An 18,593-nucleotide genomic window follows, 5' to 3' on the forward strand; every position below is an offset into this window, starting at 1 on the left:
TTGAGTTGTTTTTTTGAATCAAATTTGAGACCTCTAAGATACTAAAATGGCTTTCAGAACCATAGTATGCCTTGTAGTTTTTATTAGTAATTTTGCACAAGCCACTCTATCATCTTATAATTTAAAAAAGTCTATGATCCTCGAAATTTGCGCCTCCAATTACCAATCAGCCATCAATGCAGAGGCGGCCGGTGCGCACCGTATTGAATTGTGTTCTGAATTAGCCGTTGGAGGTGTTACCCCCTCTTATGGATTACTAAAACAGGTTATGCAGAAACTTACAATTCCTGTATTTGTACTTATCAGACCTCGAAGTGGTGATTTTAATTATTCCGAAGCAGATTTTGGAATAATGAAACAGGATATTCAATTGTGCAAAGAATTGGGCTGTCAAGGTATCGTTTCTGGGGTTTTAAATCCCGACAACAGTATTGATATAGACCGCACAAAAGAACTCATAGCATTAGCAAGACCAATGAAGTTTACCTTTCATCGCGCATTTGATTGGACGCCAAACCCGTTTGAAGCCTTGGATACACTGATTGATTTAAAGGTGGATCGCATCCTCACTTCAGGCCAGTGTAGTTCAGCTGAAAAAGGTATTTTAATCTTAAATCAATTGCAGAAATTGGCGCAGGGCAAGCTGATTATTTTACCAGGATCAGGAATTAACCCAAATAATGTATTAATTTTTAAAGGCGCCGGATTCTCAGAAGTACATTGTTCTGCCGTACTTTCGCCAGATGTACCAACCAGCCCACCACTGCCAATGAACACTCAAAAACTTTTAAATGATGGGCAAGAAATGGCTTCCAATCCTGAAGTAATGATTTCCATATTGCAACGAATCAATGATTAACCGTTTATTTTTTATTGCCCTTGTAGTATTATGTTGTGGATGTCAGCATAAGGATATGCCAGACACCATTGCCTTAGTTAACAATTGGCAGTTTAAAAACTATACGGATTCTACTTGGTCCAAAGCGAGTGTACCGGGAAATATCCATTCTGACCTTTTGAGAAATAATTTTATTAAAGATCCATTTATAGGCAGCAATGCTTTGGAATTACAGTGGATTTCAGATACGGACTGGGAATACCGTACAGAATTCCAACTTGATAATGCAACATTAAGTAAAAAACATGTTGAACTTACTTTTGAAGGTCTGGACACCTACGCTACGGTCTATTTAAATGACAGTATCATTCTGAAATCGAATAACGCTTTTCGGACATTTAAAATAGACGTCACTAAATTGCTGAGAAAGGATAATTATTTACACATCATATTTGAAAAAACGTCAACTTATGAAACCTTGGCAAAAGCCAAATTACCCTATGAACTCCCAGAAGGCAATCGTATATTTACCAGAAAGGCTCAATTTCAATATGGCTGGGATTGGGGACCCGTACTCAACACCTCTGGAATCTGGAGACCTATAACTCTTTCTTCTTGGAATGATTTTAAAATTCGTAATGCGTATATTGAACAAACTGAACTTTCAGAGGACCTTGCTACTTTTCGAGTCGATTTAGAAGTTTCTTCAACCCTTCAAGACCCTATTTCGTACGAAATTTACATTAATGACACCCTGAACGCTGAAGTTTTAACAACAAACCCTTCTGAAATAAACTTTCAAATTGAAAACCCAACCTTATGGTGGCCACACAACATAGGCACACCTTATTTGTATGATATTAAAATCATCGCTAAAAAAAACAGAACCGTACTTGATACTATTTCTATAAAAAAAGGTATCCGAACCATTGAACTTATTACCGAAAAAGACAGCATCGGTCAATCATTTTATTTTAAAGTGAATGGTGTAGACGTTTTCATGAAAGGTTCTAATTATATTCCGCAACACAGTTTACAAGATCAGGTATCACCTGCCCATTATGAACAACTCATCCAGAACGTGGTTGATGCCAATATGAACATGCTTCGAGTTTGGGGTGGCGGCATATATGAGGACGATTTGTTTTATGATCTTTGCGATGAAAAAGGCATTTTAGTTTGGCAAGATTTCATGTTTGCTTGCGCCATGTATCCCGGTGACACGGAATTTTTAGAAAATCTAAAACAAGAAGCGATAGACAATGTAAAACGCCTGCGCAACCATGTTTCTATTGCGCTATGGTGTGGAAATAACGAAATTAATGAGGCTTGGCATAATTGGGGCTGGCAACGAGGACGTTCAGCCGAAGAGAAAACTGAAATTTGGGACAATTATTTGAAGGTTTTTGACACCCTGCTTCCTAATATTGTAAAATCACACACAAACACTGATTATTGGGAGAGCTCGCCAAAATACGGACGCCTGAACCCGTTATATAAAACAGAAGGAGACGCCCACGATTGGTGGCTTTGGCACAGTGGCTATCCGTTTGAACATCTGGAAGAAAACGTACCGCGGTTTATGAGCGAATTTGGATTTCAAGGTTTTCCAAGCCATGAAGTGATGCGCTATATAAATCAATCGGAAGCGATTAGCATGTCATCTATCGGGTTTATGTCCCATCAAAAACATAATCGTGGTTTTGAATTGATAAAGGAATACATGCAGCGTGACTTTCCTGTTCCTAATCAGCCCGAAGATTATGTTTACATGAGTCAGTTGTTACAAGCTTACGGAATGACCAAAGGACTTGAGGCGCACAGGCGCGCTAGACCCTATACCATGGGTACTTTATATTGGCAGCTCAATGACGTTTGGCCCTCCGTATCTTGGTCAAGCCTTGACCATTTTGGCAATTGGAAAGCCCTACATTATTTTACGAAGAAAGCATTCAAAAATGTATTGATTTCTTCTCACACTCAAAACGATACCTTAAAAACTTACGTCATCAATGACATGCCTCATCCTTTACAAGGTGAACTGCATATACAAATTAAAGATTTTAACGGGCATGAATTATGGTCGAAAAAGAGCACTATTGATGTTGCAAAAAATAGCAGTGAAGTGAAACATGTTTTAGATTTAAAACACTTAGAATTTGATTATAGCAGCATTATTATTGTGTCCTCATTTAATAATGAAACTTCCTATTATTATTTAGAAAGCCCTAAAAACTTAAAATTAAAGAAGGAGGAAATCAAGAAGCGAATTACTAAGACAGAATCAGGTTTTACCGTAGAAATGACTTCGAAAACCCTGCAGAAAGGAGTGTTTTTGCACACCTCGGAACAAGGACATTTTAGCGACAATTTTTTCGATCTACTCCCAAACCAAATCCATCAGATTGATTTCAAAACTGACGCAACAACCCTGAAAGATTTAAAAATTAAAACACTTAATGATTTTATTGATGTTGAAGAAAATTTATAATTAGGTTTTTTTGACACCAGATACCATTCGGTCGTTCCCAAACATGTCCTTTTTAAGTATAACATTCTCAAATCCTGATTGTTTAAGTAATGCTACCATCTCATCTCCTAAATATTGGTTGATTTCAAAAAATAGTCGTCCATTTTTCTTGAGATACTTGTTGGAAAATTCAGTAATGGCAGAATAGAAAATAAGCGCATCGTCATCTTCCACATAAAGTGCCAAGGCTGGTTCATGTTTTAATACGTTGGCATCCATCTCTGCCTTTTCCAATTCCCTAACATAGGGAGGATTTGAAACAATGACATCAAAAAAAGAATGGTCAACTGCTAAGTCAGTCTTATGGTGTTTCCAATTGAGGATATCAAACTCCATAAACTGTGTTTGAACCCCGTTTAATTTAGCGTTTATTTTAGCTACATCCAATGCCTTTTTACTAACATCCATCGCATATACAGTGGCATCTTGATGGTGTTTTGCCAAGGAGATGGCAATGCACCCAGTTCCCGTACCAATATCCAAAATAGAAATCGCATCCATTCTATCGGTTGTTTCTGTAACCCATCGCACCAATTCTTCGGTTTCTGGTCTAGGTATTAATGTGTTTTCATTAACCTTAAACGGAAGTCCGTAAAATTCTGTAGCCCCAATAATGTATTGAATAGGCTCATGTTTTTTGAGTCGCTTAATGGCGTTATCAAACTTATCATACTTCTTTCCGGAAATGGACGCGTAAAGATTCAAAGGAACTTCAAAACCTTTCAGTTTTAAAAAACATTCAGACAATAAATTAAAAAATGACTGTATTTCTGTTTCTGGATAGTCGTTTTCTAATGACGCATAAAAATGATCTCGTAGTGTTTTTAATAGCATTATAAAGTTTTTATCATCCAAACATTACAAGAATAATGTCCTGTGTCTCCTAATGGGCCATCCAAATTCTTGAAACCAGATTTAGCGTAAAGTTTTGTGGCATCTTTCATATACGGCAAAGTTTCTAAATAGCATTTTTCATAGCCAAGAGATTTCGCCTTTTCTAGGCACACTTCCATCATCTTAGCGCCATACCCCTTACCTCTAGCCTCGGGTAAAAAATACATTTTTTGCAGCTCACAAATAGAGCCTTCAAAGTTTTGGAGGGGCGCAACACCGGCACCTCCTATAACTTTGCCGTTACCATGTATCACAAAATAGGCACTGTCATCCTTGGCATACGTAGCTGTCATCATATCTAGCGCTTTATCAGCATAAGCAGTTCCCACTTTTGGGACTCCCATTTCAATCAATACAGTACGAATAACCTTTGCAACCTGTGCATCATCTTTCGTTTTAATTTCTCTGATAAGGAAAGCTGCTTTGCTCACGATATTATGTTATTTTTGTCCCGATAATTTTCGGGAGTGAATATACATGAAAAATACATAAAACGCTGCATAGACATTGGCAAAAATGGTTTGGGCACAACAGCTCCTAATCCTATGGTGGGATGCGTTATTGTTCACGACCACAAGATAATTGGAGAGGGCTACACAAGTCCCTATGGAGGCGCTCATGCTGAAGTAAATGCTATAAACAGCGTTAAAAATCTAGCGCTACTCTCATCTGCAACACTGTATGTTACTTTAGAACCTTGCTCCCATTTTGGTAAAACACCACCCTGCGCTGATGCAATAATAAAATATCATATTCCTAAGGTCGTAATTGGCACCATTGACACCCACAGTAAAGTTGGCGGTAAAGGTGTGGAGAAACTCAAATTTTCTGGATGCGATGTGATTGTTGGGGTTTTGGAGGACGAAGTAAAATTACATCACAAACGCTTTTTTACATTTCATAATAAGAAACGCCCTTACATCATTTTAAAATGGGCAGAAACGGCGGATGGTTTTATCGCACCACAAACTAAAAGTGAAAAGAAACCAGTTTGGATTACCAATCCTATATCTAGACAATTGGTTCATAAATGGCGCGCTGAAGAACACGCTATTTTAGTGGGGACCAATACCGTCTTAGAGGACAATCCGAGTTTAACGGTAAGAGATTGGACAGGTAAAAATCCTACACGCGTGGTTTTGGACAAGCAGTTAAGGATTCCAAAAGATTTGAGTATATATGACAACCAAGCACACACCATCATAATTTCAGATAAAGAGTCTGCCGAAGTTGTTCAAACTGGCAACACAGTATTTAAACACATAAATTGGAATTTAAAAAACACCATTGCACAACAAATTTGCGATGTGCTATTTGACAATGACATCAATTCCGTAATCATTGAAGGTGGATGCCAAACCTTGCAAACTTTTATAAATGAAGGCTTATGGGATGAAGCGCGCGTATTTACAGGTCCTACAACTTTTGGCTCAGGAACTAAAGCGCCACAATGCATGGGTAAACTACTATCAGAAGAAACTATATTAGACGATAATTTAAAAATTTTTGTAAATGATTAAAAATTTAATTTTTGATTTTGGTGATGTGTTTATCAACCTCGACAAAAATGGCGCCATGGAAAGGGCTCTCAATTTATTTGGAATGGACACGCTATCAGAAGAAATTAACGCCATAAACATCCTGTACGAACAAGGATTAATGTCTACAGAAGAATTTGTAGAATTCTATATGGACAACTTTCCTCATCTTGATGAAGATGAGATTGTGGGCACTTGGAATTATATCTTAAGAGATTTTCCAAACCATAGATTGGAATATGTACAACAATTGGCCTCCGAGAAGAAGTACAAATTAATTTTATTGAGCAATACCAATGAATTGCACATCAATTGGATAAAAGAAAATGTGGGCTTTTTTGAAGAATTTAAGGCGCATTTTGACGCCTTCTACCTGTCTCACGAAATTCAATTGCGCAAACCAAACCCTAACATCTACGAGTTTGTTCTAAATGAAAACAATTTAAAAGCGGAGGAATCCTTGTTTATTGATGATACTGAAGAAAATATCATTTCAGCTGCCAAATTAGGCATCCATACCTGGCATATCAACCCGGAAACTGACGACATTACTTCATTGTTCTCAACCAAAAGCGAGTTGTTTTGACATATCTAATTCTCAGTGTTGCAGCATCCGTACTTATTGTAGTCATTTTTAAACTGCTGCAAAAATTTGAGGTCAACACTTTTCAAACCATCGTAGTTAATTATTTGGTAGCCTTTGGTTTTGGAATAAGCGCCAATACAAGTGCTATAGGGGTTGCTGACGTATTTGAAGCCAAATGGTTTTATGGCAGTGTGATTGTTGGCGCTATGTTTATTGGCCTTTTCAATCTAATGGCCTGGACGGCTCAAAAGAACGGGCTTTCAGTAGTGTCAGTTGCTTCAAAAATGAGTGTGATTATTCCCATTGTTTTTGGGATATTTTTGTATCAAGAAAGTGTCGGTTATCAAAAAATTATCGGAATTATTTTAGCATTGCTATCGGTTTATATGGTTTCTGTAAAATCAAAAACCAGCATCAACTTTAAAAAAAACCTATTACTACCGCTGTTACTCTTCTTCGGCTCCGGAATTAGTGATACTTATATTAACTACCTTCAGAATACGGCCATTTCAGAAGATAACATTCCGTTGTTCTTAGCTTGTGTATTCGGTTTTGCAGGCAGCATAGGCCTCATCATCTTAGCCATTAAGAAATTCCGTAATGAGATTCAACTGGATGCGAAAAGCATTGTGGGAGGCCTCATTTTAGGCTTAACCAATTATGCATCCTTGTATTATGTGATCAAGTCTCTACAATTACCTAATATGGAAAGTTCGACGTTTTTTACCTTAAATAATGTTGCCATCGTAATGGCGTCAACACTTACTGGACTTTGGGTTTTTAAAGAGCATTTGACCAAGAAGAATTGGATAGGGATTGGAATGGCCCTCATTGCCATATTTTTAGTAACTTTTGCCTGAAATGATAGAAAAAGACACCTATAAAACAATTACCAAAGCATCACCGGAAGTGTTGTTTAAGGAGAAAAATAGCAAATTCTTTGGCTACGCATTTCCAGTCCACTCAGAAGACGTTGTAAAGCTTCATATAGAAGAACTGAAAAAACAGCACCATTCCGCAAGACATTGGTGTTATGCGTATCAATTGGGAAAAGAAGAACGCAATTATCAATTTAGAGCAAATGACGATGGCGAACCTAACAACAGTGCAGGCATGCCTATTTATGGACAAATTCAGTCATTTGACGTTACCAATGTACTGATTGTAGTAGTGCGCTATTTTGGCGGCATTAAACTGGGTGTTGGCGGGTTAATTTCCGCATATAAGACCACAGCCCAAATGGCCTTAGAGCAATCAAAAATTGTTAGGCGCACCATTAATCAGGACATAGAACTGAAATTTGAGTATAAGGACATGAACAAAGTAATGCGGGTCATAAAAGAAAAGAATCTAAAAATTAAATCACAGACCTTAGAGTTAGATTGTAAAATCATTATTTCAGTACGCTTAAAAAACTCAGAAGCCGTTTTTGAGGCTTTCCAGTCTATATTCGGAGTTCAGGTAAAATGTCTGGAATCTTAATTTTGAAGTTTGTCCATTAAAAACTTTGGACATCGCGTAGGCCTATTTGTTTCGACATCCATGAACACTAAAACTGTATTTCCCAAGGTTAAAATTTCGCCTGATTGGTTGGTGATTTCGTAGTTGAATTCTATACTTGCAGAAGGTAATTTTACCAATTGGGTTTTTACTTTAATTAAGTCGTCATAAAGCGCTGGCTTTTTGAACTCTACAGTCATTTTGATTACGGGAAGCATCAAACCATCTTGTTCCATCTGCTTATACGAAACCCCTAATTTTCTTAACCATTCCACGCGTCCTACCTCAAAATACTGCGCATAATTGCCATAATATACGATACCCATCTGGTCGGTTTCGCCATAACGTACTCGAAGTTGTATTTCGTCGGAAAATAAAGGTTTTGACATGTTTCTTTGATTTATTTTTTGTACTTTCATCGGGATTTAAACATGGGGAAAAAATACTGTAAATTCAAGAGCATTTGATTTTTTTTTTCAGAATTTTGTTCACATATTTGTCTCAGAAAATATTCTAGAGAAAACACGAATTTCTCTTCATTTTGCTAATCTGACTAACAAACAAAAAACTAACTTTTATAATGGAGATAACTGCGCAATCGGTTTGGAATAATTGTCTGTCTTTTATAAAGGACAATATACAACCCCAAGCATACAAAACTTGGTTTGAACCTATTACAGCAGTCAAGCTCACTGACAAGGCTTTAAGTATTCAGGTACCTAGTAAGTTCTTTTACGAATGGTTGGAAGAGCATTACGTCAAAATTCTTAAAGTAGCACTAAATAAGGAGCTTGGAGAACGCGCAAAATTAGTATATGTCATTAAGATGGAAAACACTTATGGCAATAAACAACCTTTTACGGAAAGAATCCCAAGTTCAAACAGAGGCGCCGTAAAATCTCAAAATGTTGATATCCCCTTAAAAAATAAGAATCCAGAATTAAAAAATCCATTTGTAATTCCTGGAATTAGAAATGTTAAGATTGAATCTCAACTCAATCCTAATTACAGTTTTGATAACTTTTTAGAAGGAGACTCCAACAGATTGGCGAGAAATGCAGGTCTAGCAGTTGCCAACAAACCAGGTGGAACCTCATTTAATCCGTTATTAATCTTTGGCGGGGTCGGTTTGGGCAAAACACATTTAGCACATGCTATTGGTATTGATATTAAGGATAAATATCCTGAAAAGACTGTTCTTTATATATCCGCTGAAAAATTTACACAACAATACATTGACTCTGTAAAGAAAAATAACAGAAATGATTTCATACATTTTTATCAAATCATTGACGTTCTAATTATTGATGATGTTCAATTTCTATCAGGAAAGTCAGGTACTCAAGATGTATTCTTCCATATCTTTAATCACTTGCATCAAAACGGCAAACAAGTCATTTTAACCAGTGACAAAGCACCTGTAGACATGCAGGATATTGAACAACGCTTATTATCAAGGTTTAAATGGGGATTATCGGCAGAATTACAAAGTCCGGATTTTGAAACACGTGTTTCTATTTTAAAGAACAAACTTTATCGTGATGGTGTAGAAATGCCGGATGATATTATTGAGTACGTTGCAAAACACATTAAGACTAACGTTAGAGAACTGGAAGGCGCTATCATTTCATTAATCGCACAATCATCATTTAACAAAAAAGAGATCACAATTAATCTTGCTAAGGAGATTGTTGAAAAATTTGTTAAGAATACAAAACGTGAAGTATCCATTGATTACATTCAAAAAGTAGTTTCAGATTACTTCCAAATGGATGTGAGTACATTACAATCTAAAACCCGTAAAAGACATATAGTTCAAGCAAGGCAGCTTGCAATGTTTTTCGCCAAGAAATTTACCAAAGCATCATTAGCAAGTATCGGATCGCAGATTGGCAAACGCGATCATGCTACTGTATTGCACGCCTGTAAAACTGTGGATAACCTCTCCTCTACTGACAAACAATTTAGAAAGTACGTTGAAGATATTTCCAAAAAATTGGCACTTTAATCTAACTTCTACACAAATAAGTTCGTAAATAAAATTCACAAAGTATCATGACAAAAATACTAATGGTTTGCTTAGGCAACATTTGCCGATCGCCATTAGCGCACGGTATTTTAGAATCTAAACTTCCTTCAGATACGTTTATAGTAGACTCTGCTGGCACAGGAGATTACCACATAGGAAAATCACCAGACCACCGTTCTATTGCCACTGCAAAACAAAATGGTATTGACATTTCCAATCAGAAATGCCGCCAATTTAAACCCTCTGATTTTGATACTTATGACATCATTTACGTGATGGACCAGTCCAATTATGCCAATGTCATAAAACTGGCGCGAGATACTGATGATAGAGCTAAAGTTAAACTCATTTTGGAAGACGCTGAAATTGAAGATGGTTTAGAGGTTCCGGATCCGTATTGGGGTGATGCTGAAGATTTCGACAAAGTCTATGCACTTTTAGATGACGCCTGTACTAAAATAGCAGCAAAATTAACCACCTAAAAATTTCATAATCAAACAATTATTTTAATTTGAGTTTTGATTAAAATCTATTAGAGCCTGAGAATAGCGTACGTCTCAATCATAAAAGAAACATATGGATACACAATTTGGAAAACTCTATTTAATTCCTACTGGTTTAGGTGATAATCCAATGTGGGACGTTTTGCCACAATCGATCCAAAAAATTATCGACTTTACAGATGATTATATTGTTGAAAACGAAAAAACAGCACGCCGATTTATAAAACAGGTACATCCTGAAAAATCACAACCTGCCTTACACTTTAAAGTTTTAAATAAATATACAGAAGATTCAGAAAAATCGACATTTTTAGAAGCATGTAAAACTGGGAGACCTATGGGGTTACTCTCTGAAGCGGGATGTCCTGCAATTGCTGATCCGGGTTCTGATATTGTCAAATTAGCACACGACAATAACATTCAAGTAGTTCCACTGGTTGGCCCTTCTTCAATAATTATGGCCCTTATGGGGTCTGGGATGAATGGCCAGAGCTTTGCTTTTAATGGCTATCTTCCCATAGACAAGCAAGACCGGAAAGCAGAATTAAAACGTTTAGAACGACTTTCACAAGAACAAAATCAAAGTCAACTGTTCATAGAAACCCCCTATCGTAACAATAAAATGCTGGAAGATTTATGCAATGTATTACACCCTCAAACCAGAATTTGCGTGGCCTGCGATTTAACCCTTTCTACAGAATATATTAAAACCTTTATCGCGAAAGATTGGAAGCATACAAAAGTAGACTTACACAAACGCCCAGCAATCTTCATCATTCACAAAGACTGATTAAAGTACCGCTTTCGCCTTTCGGTTTGGTTTGATAAATGAAGTATCATACCCCGAAAAACGCTTCATATAATGTGAGATAGAAGAACCATAAGCATCAGAAAAATTATAACCTCCAAAACTCCTTAGAAATTTCTTAACACTTCCTGGTCCTGCCAAATGTGCAGCGGCTAGAATGCCTGATTCTGTGATGGTGATTCCGTGAATTTCTTTACCTACAAATCGAGCTATATCTTTTCGTAATATCCATTTGTTACGCTCTGAATTGGCTAAAAATGCCTTTTCCTGCAATTCTGGGGTGTACAAAAAGAATTGGGGATTGTAAACACCCAACAACTTTAGCGTTTCCGCACCAAATTGGTACTTTCCTAAATACCCAAAATCATTTACAGTAAAATAATTACCTCTAGATTCTTTAAAAGCAAGTGCTTCTTTAAAGCCTAAGTAGGATTTTCCCAAATAAGGAAAATATTTATCATATGTAAGTGTTGGGTTTGTTCCTTCTGCTGCAGACAATAGTGCGATGTCTTCAGAAACGGTGTAATTTAGTTCTAATCCTTCCGTAGAAAAATTAGTCATATCCACAGTCGTTTTTGGAAAAAGTGCCGTCATTAATATGACACAAATTGCAAAAGGAATAACAAAATAATTAGTGATTTTTTTTAACATTTTTCCTAATATTTGTAAAGCCTTTTATAGTTTTAAGCAGACTTAAATTTCAGCGTGCAAAGATACACCATTTTATTAAAGCCTCAAAATTAATCGATTAAGCTCTCTAAAAATAGATACCGCGTAGCTTTATGCCATTTTTATCGGTAAACTCCACGGTAGGAAAAGGCACCTTAATTACGTTTAAAACGTCAAAAACAGATCTCCAAAAATGAGATTTTGTTTTGATCCGCGACATGTCAATATCCAAACTTAAATAGAACTGTCGGGTCCTGTTTTTACTCATATTAAGGTCATTAACAACCCCACTATTACTAAACATCATGCCATCAGCCCCATAACCCACGGCAACATTCAACCACTTAGGAATATGATCGTTATTTATGAAAGAATAAATATTAAAACTCAACCAATAAGTCTGACCGTTATAGTCCTTAAGAAGTTCTTCTAAGAACCCGTCACCTAATTTGTCAGGTTGAGAGGAAGCATATTTAGTTTGATGAAAGGAGTATTTTAAGGTGATACGCTGCTCCTTCCACAGGATATCTTGACCAACGTAAAGTCCAGTACCGGTAGCATTGGCTATCATATCTCCCCAAGAGAAACCCCATTCTTTACTAAAGCCATCCAAAACCTCAACAGCGGTTAAAAATGTAAAGCCCAGCGTAGCTCCATATAATAATTGATCCTTTTTACTTGCCCCACTCCACTGTAGTGCATTGGCACCTATATTGCCTAATTGATAAGATGAGAAAACATGTCCCATTTTATCCATTTGCAACCATTGATTATTATCATTAACAGTATGAAACTTAGATTGCTCATAATCTGCATACCATAACTGTTGCAGACCTAATAAGGCAAGTCCACCTACAGCTGCTTCAGTTACGTATACTGATGTACGACGCGCCACATGTAGTGTATCGCTAGGTTGAAGAAATTGTTCAAGTTTTGATTGAGAAAATGATTCTGCGGCCACTAGTAAGAATACAAATGAACCTAGTAATAGCCGCCTCATGTTTACCTATTTACACCTTGCTGATTGATCCAGCGCACATATTCCTGTCTATTGACATTATGCTGAGCCAAGGTTTTAGCGAATTTGTGATAGCCAAAATTCGTTACGTCAGCCACAAAATAAAGGTAATCATGCTTTTCATAATTCAGCACCGCATCTATGGATGAAATATCAGGCATAGTAATTAAGCCTGGAGGTAATCCCGCATATTTATAGGTATTATAGGGTGAGTCTAAAACCAAATCTTTGTAAAGCACACGTTTAATGACCTGGTCAAAATTTCCTGAAGTCTTTTTGATGGCATAGATAACTGTTGGATCGGCCTGAAGTGGCATACCTATATTTAATCGATTCATATACACTCCGGCAACCCTTTTGCGCTCATCTACTTTAGCGGTTTCCTTTTGTACAATAGAGGCCAGTGTCATCACCTTTTCTGGTGTCAGACCAATCGTTTTGGCGTTAGCTAAGCGCGCATCATTCCAAAAACGATGGTATTCCTTAAGCATACGTTCTCTAAATTGTTCTGCAGAAGTGTTCCAAAAGAACTCGTAGCTATTCGGAATGTACATTCCCAATGCTGTTTGTGAAGAAAAGTTATTTGCCTTTAAAAATTCAGGAGAAGACATTACGGTAAACAATTCTAAACTATCTGCTTCAATTTGGGTGGATATACGTCCTGCCAAACGTTCTAAAGATTCCTGATTATTAAAGGAAAGTTTAACGGGAATATTATTACTGCGGATGGAATTGACAATATCATTGTTATTCATCCCTTTTTTAATAACAAATTTCCCTGCTTTGATATTGTTTGGGTATTTTTTGCGCTCCGCCAGAGCATCAAACTTATCCAAATCCTTTAAAAGCGGCTCCAATTGTACTCTCACATCCTGATAGGTCGCATTTGTTGGAATAAACACGTACGCCTCGTCATTGTTAAAGGCTGTATTAGAGACAAACATGGTTTGGTAAATGTTGTAAGCGATGATTGCAGCTACAACCAATCCAATAAGCGCTATGGCTACGAAAATTTTCTTGAAATACATTTATTTATTGATAAGTTGTAAAAGATATTCGTTTTTATATACTTTATTGCTGAAGAGCCAATCTTTTTTTACACCCACTACCTCAAAGCCTTGATTAGTGAATAAGTTCATGCTGGCCTGGTTACCTTCAGTAATATTACAATAAAGCTGATGCAAATTTAAATGATTAAAACTGTAATTGACCAACAATTGCAGTGCTTCCTTCCCAAATCCCTGTCGCCTGTCTCCGGGTTCCCGAATTAAAATACCCACACCCGCATGACTGTTTTGAAAATCAAAATCGAACAAATCAATTAGCCCAATGGCTTTATGTTGATAATTGGAGATTACCAATCGCAATTGCTTTACCTCATAGAGATCTCTATGCGAATTTTCTAAATATTGCTCAAGAATGTATCTCGAATATGGAATTTGGGTACTGCTAAGCTCCCATAGATGTTCATCGTTTTCTATGGCATAAAGAAAATGTATATCTTCAGGCTCTAATGCTCGCAAATAGATATGGGCTCCTTTTAAGGTCTCCATTAAATTGTTCCTTTAAAAACCTGAATTGCAGGACCTATGAGCCAAATATCTGAATACCCACCTCCTTTTTTCTTAAAAGTAACCTTTAATTCGCCACCTTCTGTATTTAGACTTATTAAATTTTTATCTGTTTCTCCCAAATAATTCATTGCAAGTGCTACAGCGGTTACACCTGTTCCACAAGACAAAGTTTCATCTTCAACACCCCTCTCATAGGTTCTAACTGAAAATTTGTCATCTGATATTTTTGAAACAAAATTTACATTCGTACCGCTTTGATGATAAGGAGAACCATATCTTATATTACTCCCGGATTCCTTAATATTAAGCGCTTGAAGATCTGATTCCATCTGTACATGGTGGGGAGACCCAGTATTCAAAAACACATGCGAATCAAATTTTTCTATTGTTGATACATTTTGCATTTGCAATTGCACATGATCTGCTTCAATCTTAGCGTGGTGTGTGCCGTCTATAGCCTCAAAAGTTGTCGTTTTCTCAATAATGCCAAGAAATTTAGCAAAGGCTACAATACATCTACCGCCATTGCCACACATAGAACTTTCATTCCCATCAGCATTGTAATACACCATTTTAAAATCGAAGTCATTATGACGTTCCAATAAGATCAAACCATCCGCACCAATGCCAAATCGTCTGTTACATAAGAATTTAACATAATTGGTATCATTTTTGTCAAATGTTAAATGACGATTATCAATCATCACAAAATCATTACCGGTTCCTTGGTATTTGTAAAAAGTCTGTTTCATAGATTTGACAAATATAGCAAATATCGATGGTTTATTACCGAACTCCGCATGCGTTAAAAATCGTTAAATGGAGGGTTTGCAATCACATAAAAATTTAATTTTAATCGTTAAATTATAGAACATCTATATCATAAATACATACAACACTAATAAATTCTAATTAAAATGAAGAAGATTTTAACCCTAATTTTAGTATCTGCATTAGGTGGAATCATGACATTATCTGCCTATAAACTATTTTTAGAAGAAGATTATACCAATAATTCAGAGCAGAACACTAGCTCTAAATCTAGTGTATCCTATTTTCCAACCAGTAATACTGCCGTAACCTCATATGGTACTCTTAATGCTCCTGATTTTACAGAAGCCGCTGAAAATGCCGTACATGCTGTTGTACACGTAAAAAATACAACTATAAGTAGAGCACCAATGACATTGCAAGATCTGTTTATGGGCAGAAGTACAGAGCGTGCCCAGGTAGGAACTGGTAGTGGCGTTATCATTTCGCCTGACGGTTATATCATTACAAACAATCATGTAATTAATGGATCTCAAAAATTGTCCATCACATTAAATGATAATAAAACTTATGACGCCGAATTGATTGGAACTGATGAAAAAACGGACATTGCATTATTGAAAATTGATGCCAATGAAGATTTACCTTTTGCTACATTTGGTAACTCAGATCAAGTTAAGGTTGGCGAGTGGGTATTAGCAGTTGGAAATCCATTTAATCTTACCTCTACAGTAACTGCAGGTATTATTAGTGCCAAATCTAGAGATTTGTCCGGCATCAATTCGCAATCGTTTCTTCAGACGGATGCTGCTGTTAACCCTGGAAACTCAGGTGGTGCGTTGGTGAACACCCGTGGTGAACTTATAGGAATCAATACAGCCATTACCAGTCAAACCGGTTCTTATATTGGTTACTCCTTTGCCGTTCCTAGTAACATTGCCAGAAAAGTTGTGGAAGATATCATGGAATTTGGAAATGTTCAAAATGGTATTTTAGGAGTAAGAGGCGGCGAACTCAATAGTAAATCGGCTGAGTCTTTTGAAGTGAACACCACACAAGGATTTTATGTAAGTGAAGTTGAAGAACGTTCAGGGGCAGATAAAGCCGGCATTAGAAAAGGCGATATTATAAAGAAAATAGACAACATTACAATTTCAAAATTTTCTGACCTTAGTGGTTACTTAAGTACCAAACGACCTAATGACGTTGTTGATTTGGTAATTATTAGAAATGGTTCTGAAAGAAAGGTGCCTGTTACCTTATCTAAGAGTGAAATTATGACTATAGAATTTTTGGATATGCAATTAAGAAACATTCCAAGTGAAGTTAAAGAGAGAAATAAGATCAACAATGGCGTTGCGGTGATCAAAAATGAGAATTACGCACTTTACAAGAATTTGGGCATCAATTCAGGATACGTTATTACGGAAATTAACGGAGAGGTGATTAAAAATGTCGATGACATCATGAAACTTAAATTAAAGTATGGTGATGATTTAGAAAAGAATATCAAAAAACTTTCTGTTATTACAAGTTCAGGTCAAAAAGAGAGTTTTATTTTTAGATAATCATGCTCTTAATTATATATTTCTAACCCTTTGGAGCATTATGCTTTCAAAGGGTTTTTTAGTTCTAAAAACTTTACGAAAACGTTTGAAATATATTACTTTTGCACTTCCGAATAGTCGGTTAAACACAACAACCCGTTTGTCCTAAAATAGACAAGCACACTAAACTTTGAAACAATGAGTTTGAATGGAACTTATGAGAATGAATTAGCTTTTCAAGCAGACAGACGAAAAGCAACAGTCGAATTTATCAAAATAGTCAGTGATTTGTGGTATGACAAATCCATAGAACTGGTATTATTTAGAAATCAGTTAATTGACAGAAACGTCAGTGAAATTTTAAACTTGCACGAATATGCAGGTGCTTTTGTTCAAAAGCCAATTTCGATATTTGATTCTGTTGAAATTGCTCAGGCCATCAAGACCTTAGATGTACCACCCGCAAAATTAGACATTGGTAAATTAACATATGAATACCATTTAGAGGATCAAAAATATAATAACGCCACAGCTTTTGTAGCCAGTAGACTCAAGGGGGCTAGTAAAAACGAAAGCATAAAACCCAAAGATGTTATTCTTTATGGTTTTGGACGCATTGGAAGATTGGTTGCACGAGAACTGATGACCAAAACAGGAAAAGGGAGTCAAATGCGCCTAAGAGCTATCGTAACCCGAGGCAAAGTTGATCAAACTGTTTTAGAAAAACGAGCTTCATTATTACGCAACGACTCTGTACATGGCGAGTTTTCAGGAACTGTTATTGCTGATTTGGAAAACAGTGCCTTAATTATTAATGGCACTACTGTCAATATAATATCTGCCAATGCACCAGAAGAAATTGATTATACTAAATATGGTATCAATGACGCCTTGGTAATTGACAATACAGGTGCCTTTAGAGACAAGGAAGCATTAAGCAGACATCTGCAATCAAAAGGTGTAAGCAAGGTATTATTGACCGCACCAGGCAAAGGCATTCCTAATATTGTACACGGCGTTAACCACTTAGAACACAATCCGGATACTGTGGATATCTTTTCTGCCGCATCATGCACTACAAATGCCATTACGCCTATATTAAAGGCTATAGAAGATACCTTTGGAGTTAAATACGGACATTTGGAAACCATACACGCCTACACCAATGATCAGAACTTGGTAGATAACTTTCACAGCAAATACCGTCGAGGTCGCGCTGCAGGGTTAAATATGGTGATTACCGAAACTGGAGCAGGAAGCGCCGTAGCAAAAGCATTGCCTTCTTTAGAAGGTAAGCTGACATCCAATGCTATTCGCGTTCCCGTACCAAACGGTTCTTTGGCCATTTTAAATCTTGAATTAGACAAAGCAACCTCATTGGAAGGACTAAATACGACCATGAAAAAATATGCTTTAGAAGGCAATCTTGTTGAGCAAATTAAATATGAACTCAGTGATGAATTGGTTTCGAGCGATATTGTAGGCAGCTCTGCTCCTGCCATATACGATAGTAAAGCGACAATTGTGAGGCCAGATGGCAAAAATGTAGTATTATATATATGGTATGATAATGAATATGGTTACAGTCACCAAGTAATCCGATTGGCAAAATATATATCAAAAGTAAGACGTTATACATATTATTAGTAGGCTGAACATCTAAAATATAAATTGAATCGTATATTAAATAGCCTCCAAAATGTGAGGCTATTTGTTTTAAATAACAGCCAAGATCTCTTTTAATTTTTTATCTTGTTCAAATTTTAACCATATCAGTAAATCTAAACG

The 18,593-nt window shown here is 36.5% G+C and carries 19 protein-coding genes; 11 read left to right on the forward strand and 8 right to left on the reverse strand.

The annotated features are described in order from the left end of the window. Positions 1-133 precede the first annotated feature (133 nt). The gene (locus tag BXY82_RS12805; protein WP_133758567.1) at positions 134-859 is read left to right on the forward strand and encodes a copper homeostasis protein CutC; all 726 of its coding nucleotides are present in this window, start codon (positions 134-136) and stop codon (positions 857-859) included. Beyond that, positions 852-3,329: a beta-mannosidase gene (locus tag BXY82_RS12810; protein WP_133758568.1), complete on the forward strand. Its 2,478-nt coding sequence runs from the start codon at positions 852-854 to the stop codon at positions 3,327-3,329. The genes BXY82_RS12805 and BXY82_RS12810 overlap by 8 nt, the downstream gene beginning before the upstream one ends. On the opposite strand, the gene prmC is transcribed toward BXY82_RS12810, so the two are convergent. Together prmC and BXY82_RS12820 are read right to left on the reverse strand one after the other, a co-directional pair. Beyond that, on the reverse strand, positions 3,330-4,202 hold the full coding sequence (gene prmC, locus BXY82_RS12815; RefSeq protein WP_133758569.1) for a peptide chain release factor N(5)-glutamine methyltransferase: 873 nt from the start codon (positions 4,200-4,202) through the stop codon (positions 3,330-3,332). Continuing rightward, positions 4,202-4,693, reverse strand: coding sequence for a GNAT family N-acetyltransferase (locus BXY82_RS12820; protein WP_133758570.1), 492 nt, complete (start codon positions 4,691-4,693; stop codon positions 4,202-4,204). Before BXY82_RS12820 ends, prmC begins: the two co-directional genes overlap by 1 nt. A gap of 36 nt (positions 4,694-4,729) precedes the next feature. Here BXY82_RS12820 and ribD point away from each other — a divergent pair, with 36 nt between their 5' ends. Genes ribD through BXY82_RS12840 form a run of 4 tightly spaced genes read left to right on the forward strand, consistent with a single transcriptional unit; the run spans position 4,730 to position 7,868 of the window. After that, positions 4,730-5,782: a bifunctional diaminohydroxyphosphoribosylaminopyrimidine deaminase/5-amino-6-(5-phosphoribosylamino)uracil reductase RibD gene (gene ribD / locus BXY82_RS12825; RefSeq protein ID WP_133758571.1), complete on the forward strand. Its 1,053-nt coding sequence runs from the start codon at positions 4,730-4,732 to the stop codon at positions 5,780-5,782. Continuing rightward, positions 5,775-6,386: an HAD family hydrolase gene (locus BXY82_RS12830; RefSeq protein WP_133758572.1), complete on the forward strand. Its 612-nt coding sequence runs from the start codon at positions 5,775-5,777 to the stop codon at positions 6,384-6,386. Before ribD ends, BXY82_RS12830 begins: the two co-directional genes overlap by 8 nt. Then, complete coding sequence (locus tag BXY82_RS12835; RefSeq protein ID WP_133758573.1) at positions 6,383-7,246, forward strand: EamA family transporter; 864 nt, start codon at positions 6,383-6,385, stop codon at positions 7,244-7,246. The genes BXY82_RS12830 and BXY82_RS12835 overlap by 4 nt, the downstream gene beginning before the upstream one ends. Before the next feature lies 1 nt (position 7,247). After that, positions 7,248-7,868, forward strand: a complete 621-nt coding sequence (locus tag BXY82_RS12840; protein WP_133758574.1) for an IMPACT family protein — start codon at positions 7,248-7,250, stop codon at positions 7,866-7,868. Here the strand turns inward: BXY82_RS12840 and BXY82_RS12845 are convergent. Next, a complete protein-coding gene (locus BXY82_RS12845) occupies positions 7,865-8,275 on the reverse strand; it encodes an acyl-CoA thioesterase (protein WP_133758575.1) in 411 nt (136 codons plus the stop codon). The genes BXY82_RS12840 and BXY82_RS12845 overlap by 4 nt on opposite strands. A gap of 191 nt (positions 8,276-8,466) precedes the next feature. Between BXY82_RS12845 and dnaA the strand changes: the two genes are divergently transcribed. From dnaA to BXY82_RS12860, 3 genes are all read left to right on the forward strand, one after another. Next, positions 8,467-9,894 (forward strand): chromosomal replication initiator protein DnaA, encoded by a 1,428-nt coding sequence (dnaA, locus tag BXY82_RS12850; RefSeq protein WP_133758576.1) that lies wholly within the window; start codon positions 8,467-8,469, stop codon positions 9,892-9,894. A 47-nt stretch (positions 9,895-9,941) separates the two neighbouring features. Further along, on the forward strand, positions 9,942-10,397 hold the full coding sequence (locus BXY82_RS12855) for a low molecular weight protein-tyrosine-phosphatase (RefSeq protein ID WP_133758577.1): 456 nt from the start codon (positions 9,942-9,944) through the stop codon (positions 10,395-10,397). A gap of 94 nt (positions 10,398-10,491) precedes the next feature. Next, the gene (locus tag BXY82_RS12860; protein ID WP_133758578.1) at positions 10,492-11,208 is read left to right on the forward strand and encodes an SAM-dependent methyltransferase; all 717 of its coding nucleotides are present in this window, start codon (positions 10,492-10,494) and stop codon (positions 11,206-11,208) included. Here the strand turns inward: BXY82_RS12860 and BXY82_RS12865 are convergent, their stop codons facing one another. From BXY82_RS12865 to dapF, 5 genes are all read right to left on the reverse strand, one after another. Further along, the gene (locus BXY82_RS12865; RefSeq protein ID WP_133758579.1) at positions 11,209-11,877 is read right to left on the reverse strand and encodes a peptidoglycan-binding protein LysM; all 669 of its coding nucleotides are present in this window, start codon (positions 11,875-11,877) and stop codon (positions 11,209-11,211) included. Positions 11,878-11,983: 106 nt separating this feature from the next. After that, on the reverse strand, positions 11,984-12,895 hold the full coding sequence (locus tag BXY82_RS12870; RefSeq protein WP_133758580.1) for a DUF2279 domain-containing protein: 912 nt from the start codon (positions 12,893-12,895) through the stop codon (positions 11,984-11,986). 2 nt (positions 12,896-12,897) lie between these two features. After that, positions 12,898-13,941, reverse strand: a complete 1,044-nt coding sequence (gene mltG / locus BXY82_RS12875; protein WP_133758581.1) for an endolytic transglycosylase MltG — start codon at positions 13,939-13,941, stop codon at positions 12,898-12,900. Then, positions 13,942-14,466, reverse strand: a complete 525-nt coding sequence (locus BXY82_RS12880) for a GNAT family N-acetyltransferase (protein ID WP_133758582.1) — start codon at positions 14,464-14,466, stop codon at positions 13,942-13,944. It abuts the gene before it with no gap. Beyond that, positions 14,466-15,239, reverse strand: a complete 774-nt coding sequence (gene dapF / locus BXY82_RS12885; protein WP_133758583.1) for a diaminopimelate epimerase — start codon at positions 15,237-15,239, stop codon at positions 14,466-14,468. The genes BXY82_RS12880 and dapF overlap by 1 nt, the downstream gene beginning before the upstream one ends. A gap of 165 nt (positions 15,240-15,404) precedes the next feature. Between dapF and BXY82_RS12890 the strand changes: the two genes are divergently transcribed. After that, entirely contained in the window at positions 15,405-16,826 is a 1,422-nt protein-coding gene (locus BXY82_RS12890; RefSeq protein WP_133758584.1) for a trypsin-like peptidase domain-containing protein, read from the forward strand. 177 nt (positions 16,827-17,003) lie between these two features. Beyond that, positions 17,004-18,452, forward strand: a complete 1,449-nt coding sequence (locus BXY82_RS12895) for a glyceraldehyde-3-phosphate dehydrogenase (protein ID WP_133758585.1) — start codon at positions 17,004-17,006, stop codon at positions 18,450-18,452. The last annotated feature ends 141 nt before the right edge of the window (positions 18,453-18,593 follow it).

Origin of the sequence: Gelidibacter sediminis, assembly GCF_004364975.1 — a bacterium.
In the GTDB taxonomy this organism is placed as follows: domain Bacteria; phylum Bacteroidota; class Bacteroidia; order Flavobacteriales; family Flavobacteriaceae; genus Gelidibacter; species Gelidibacter sediminis.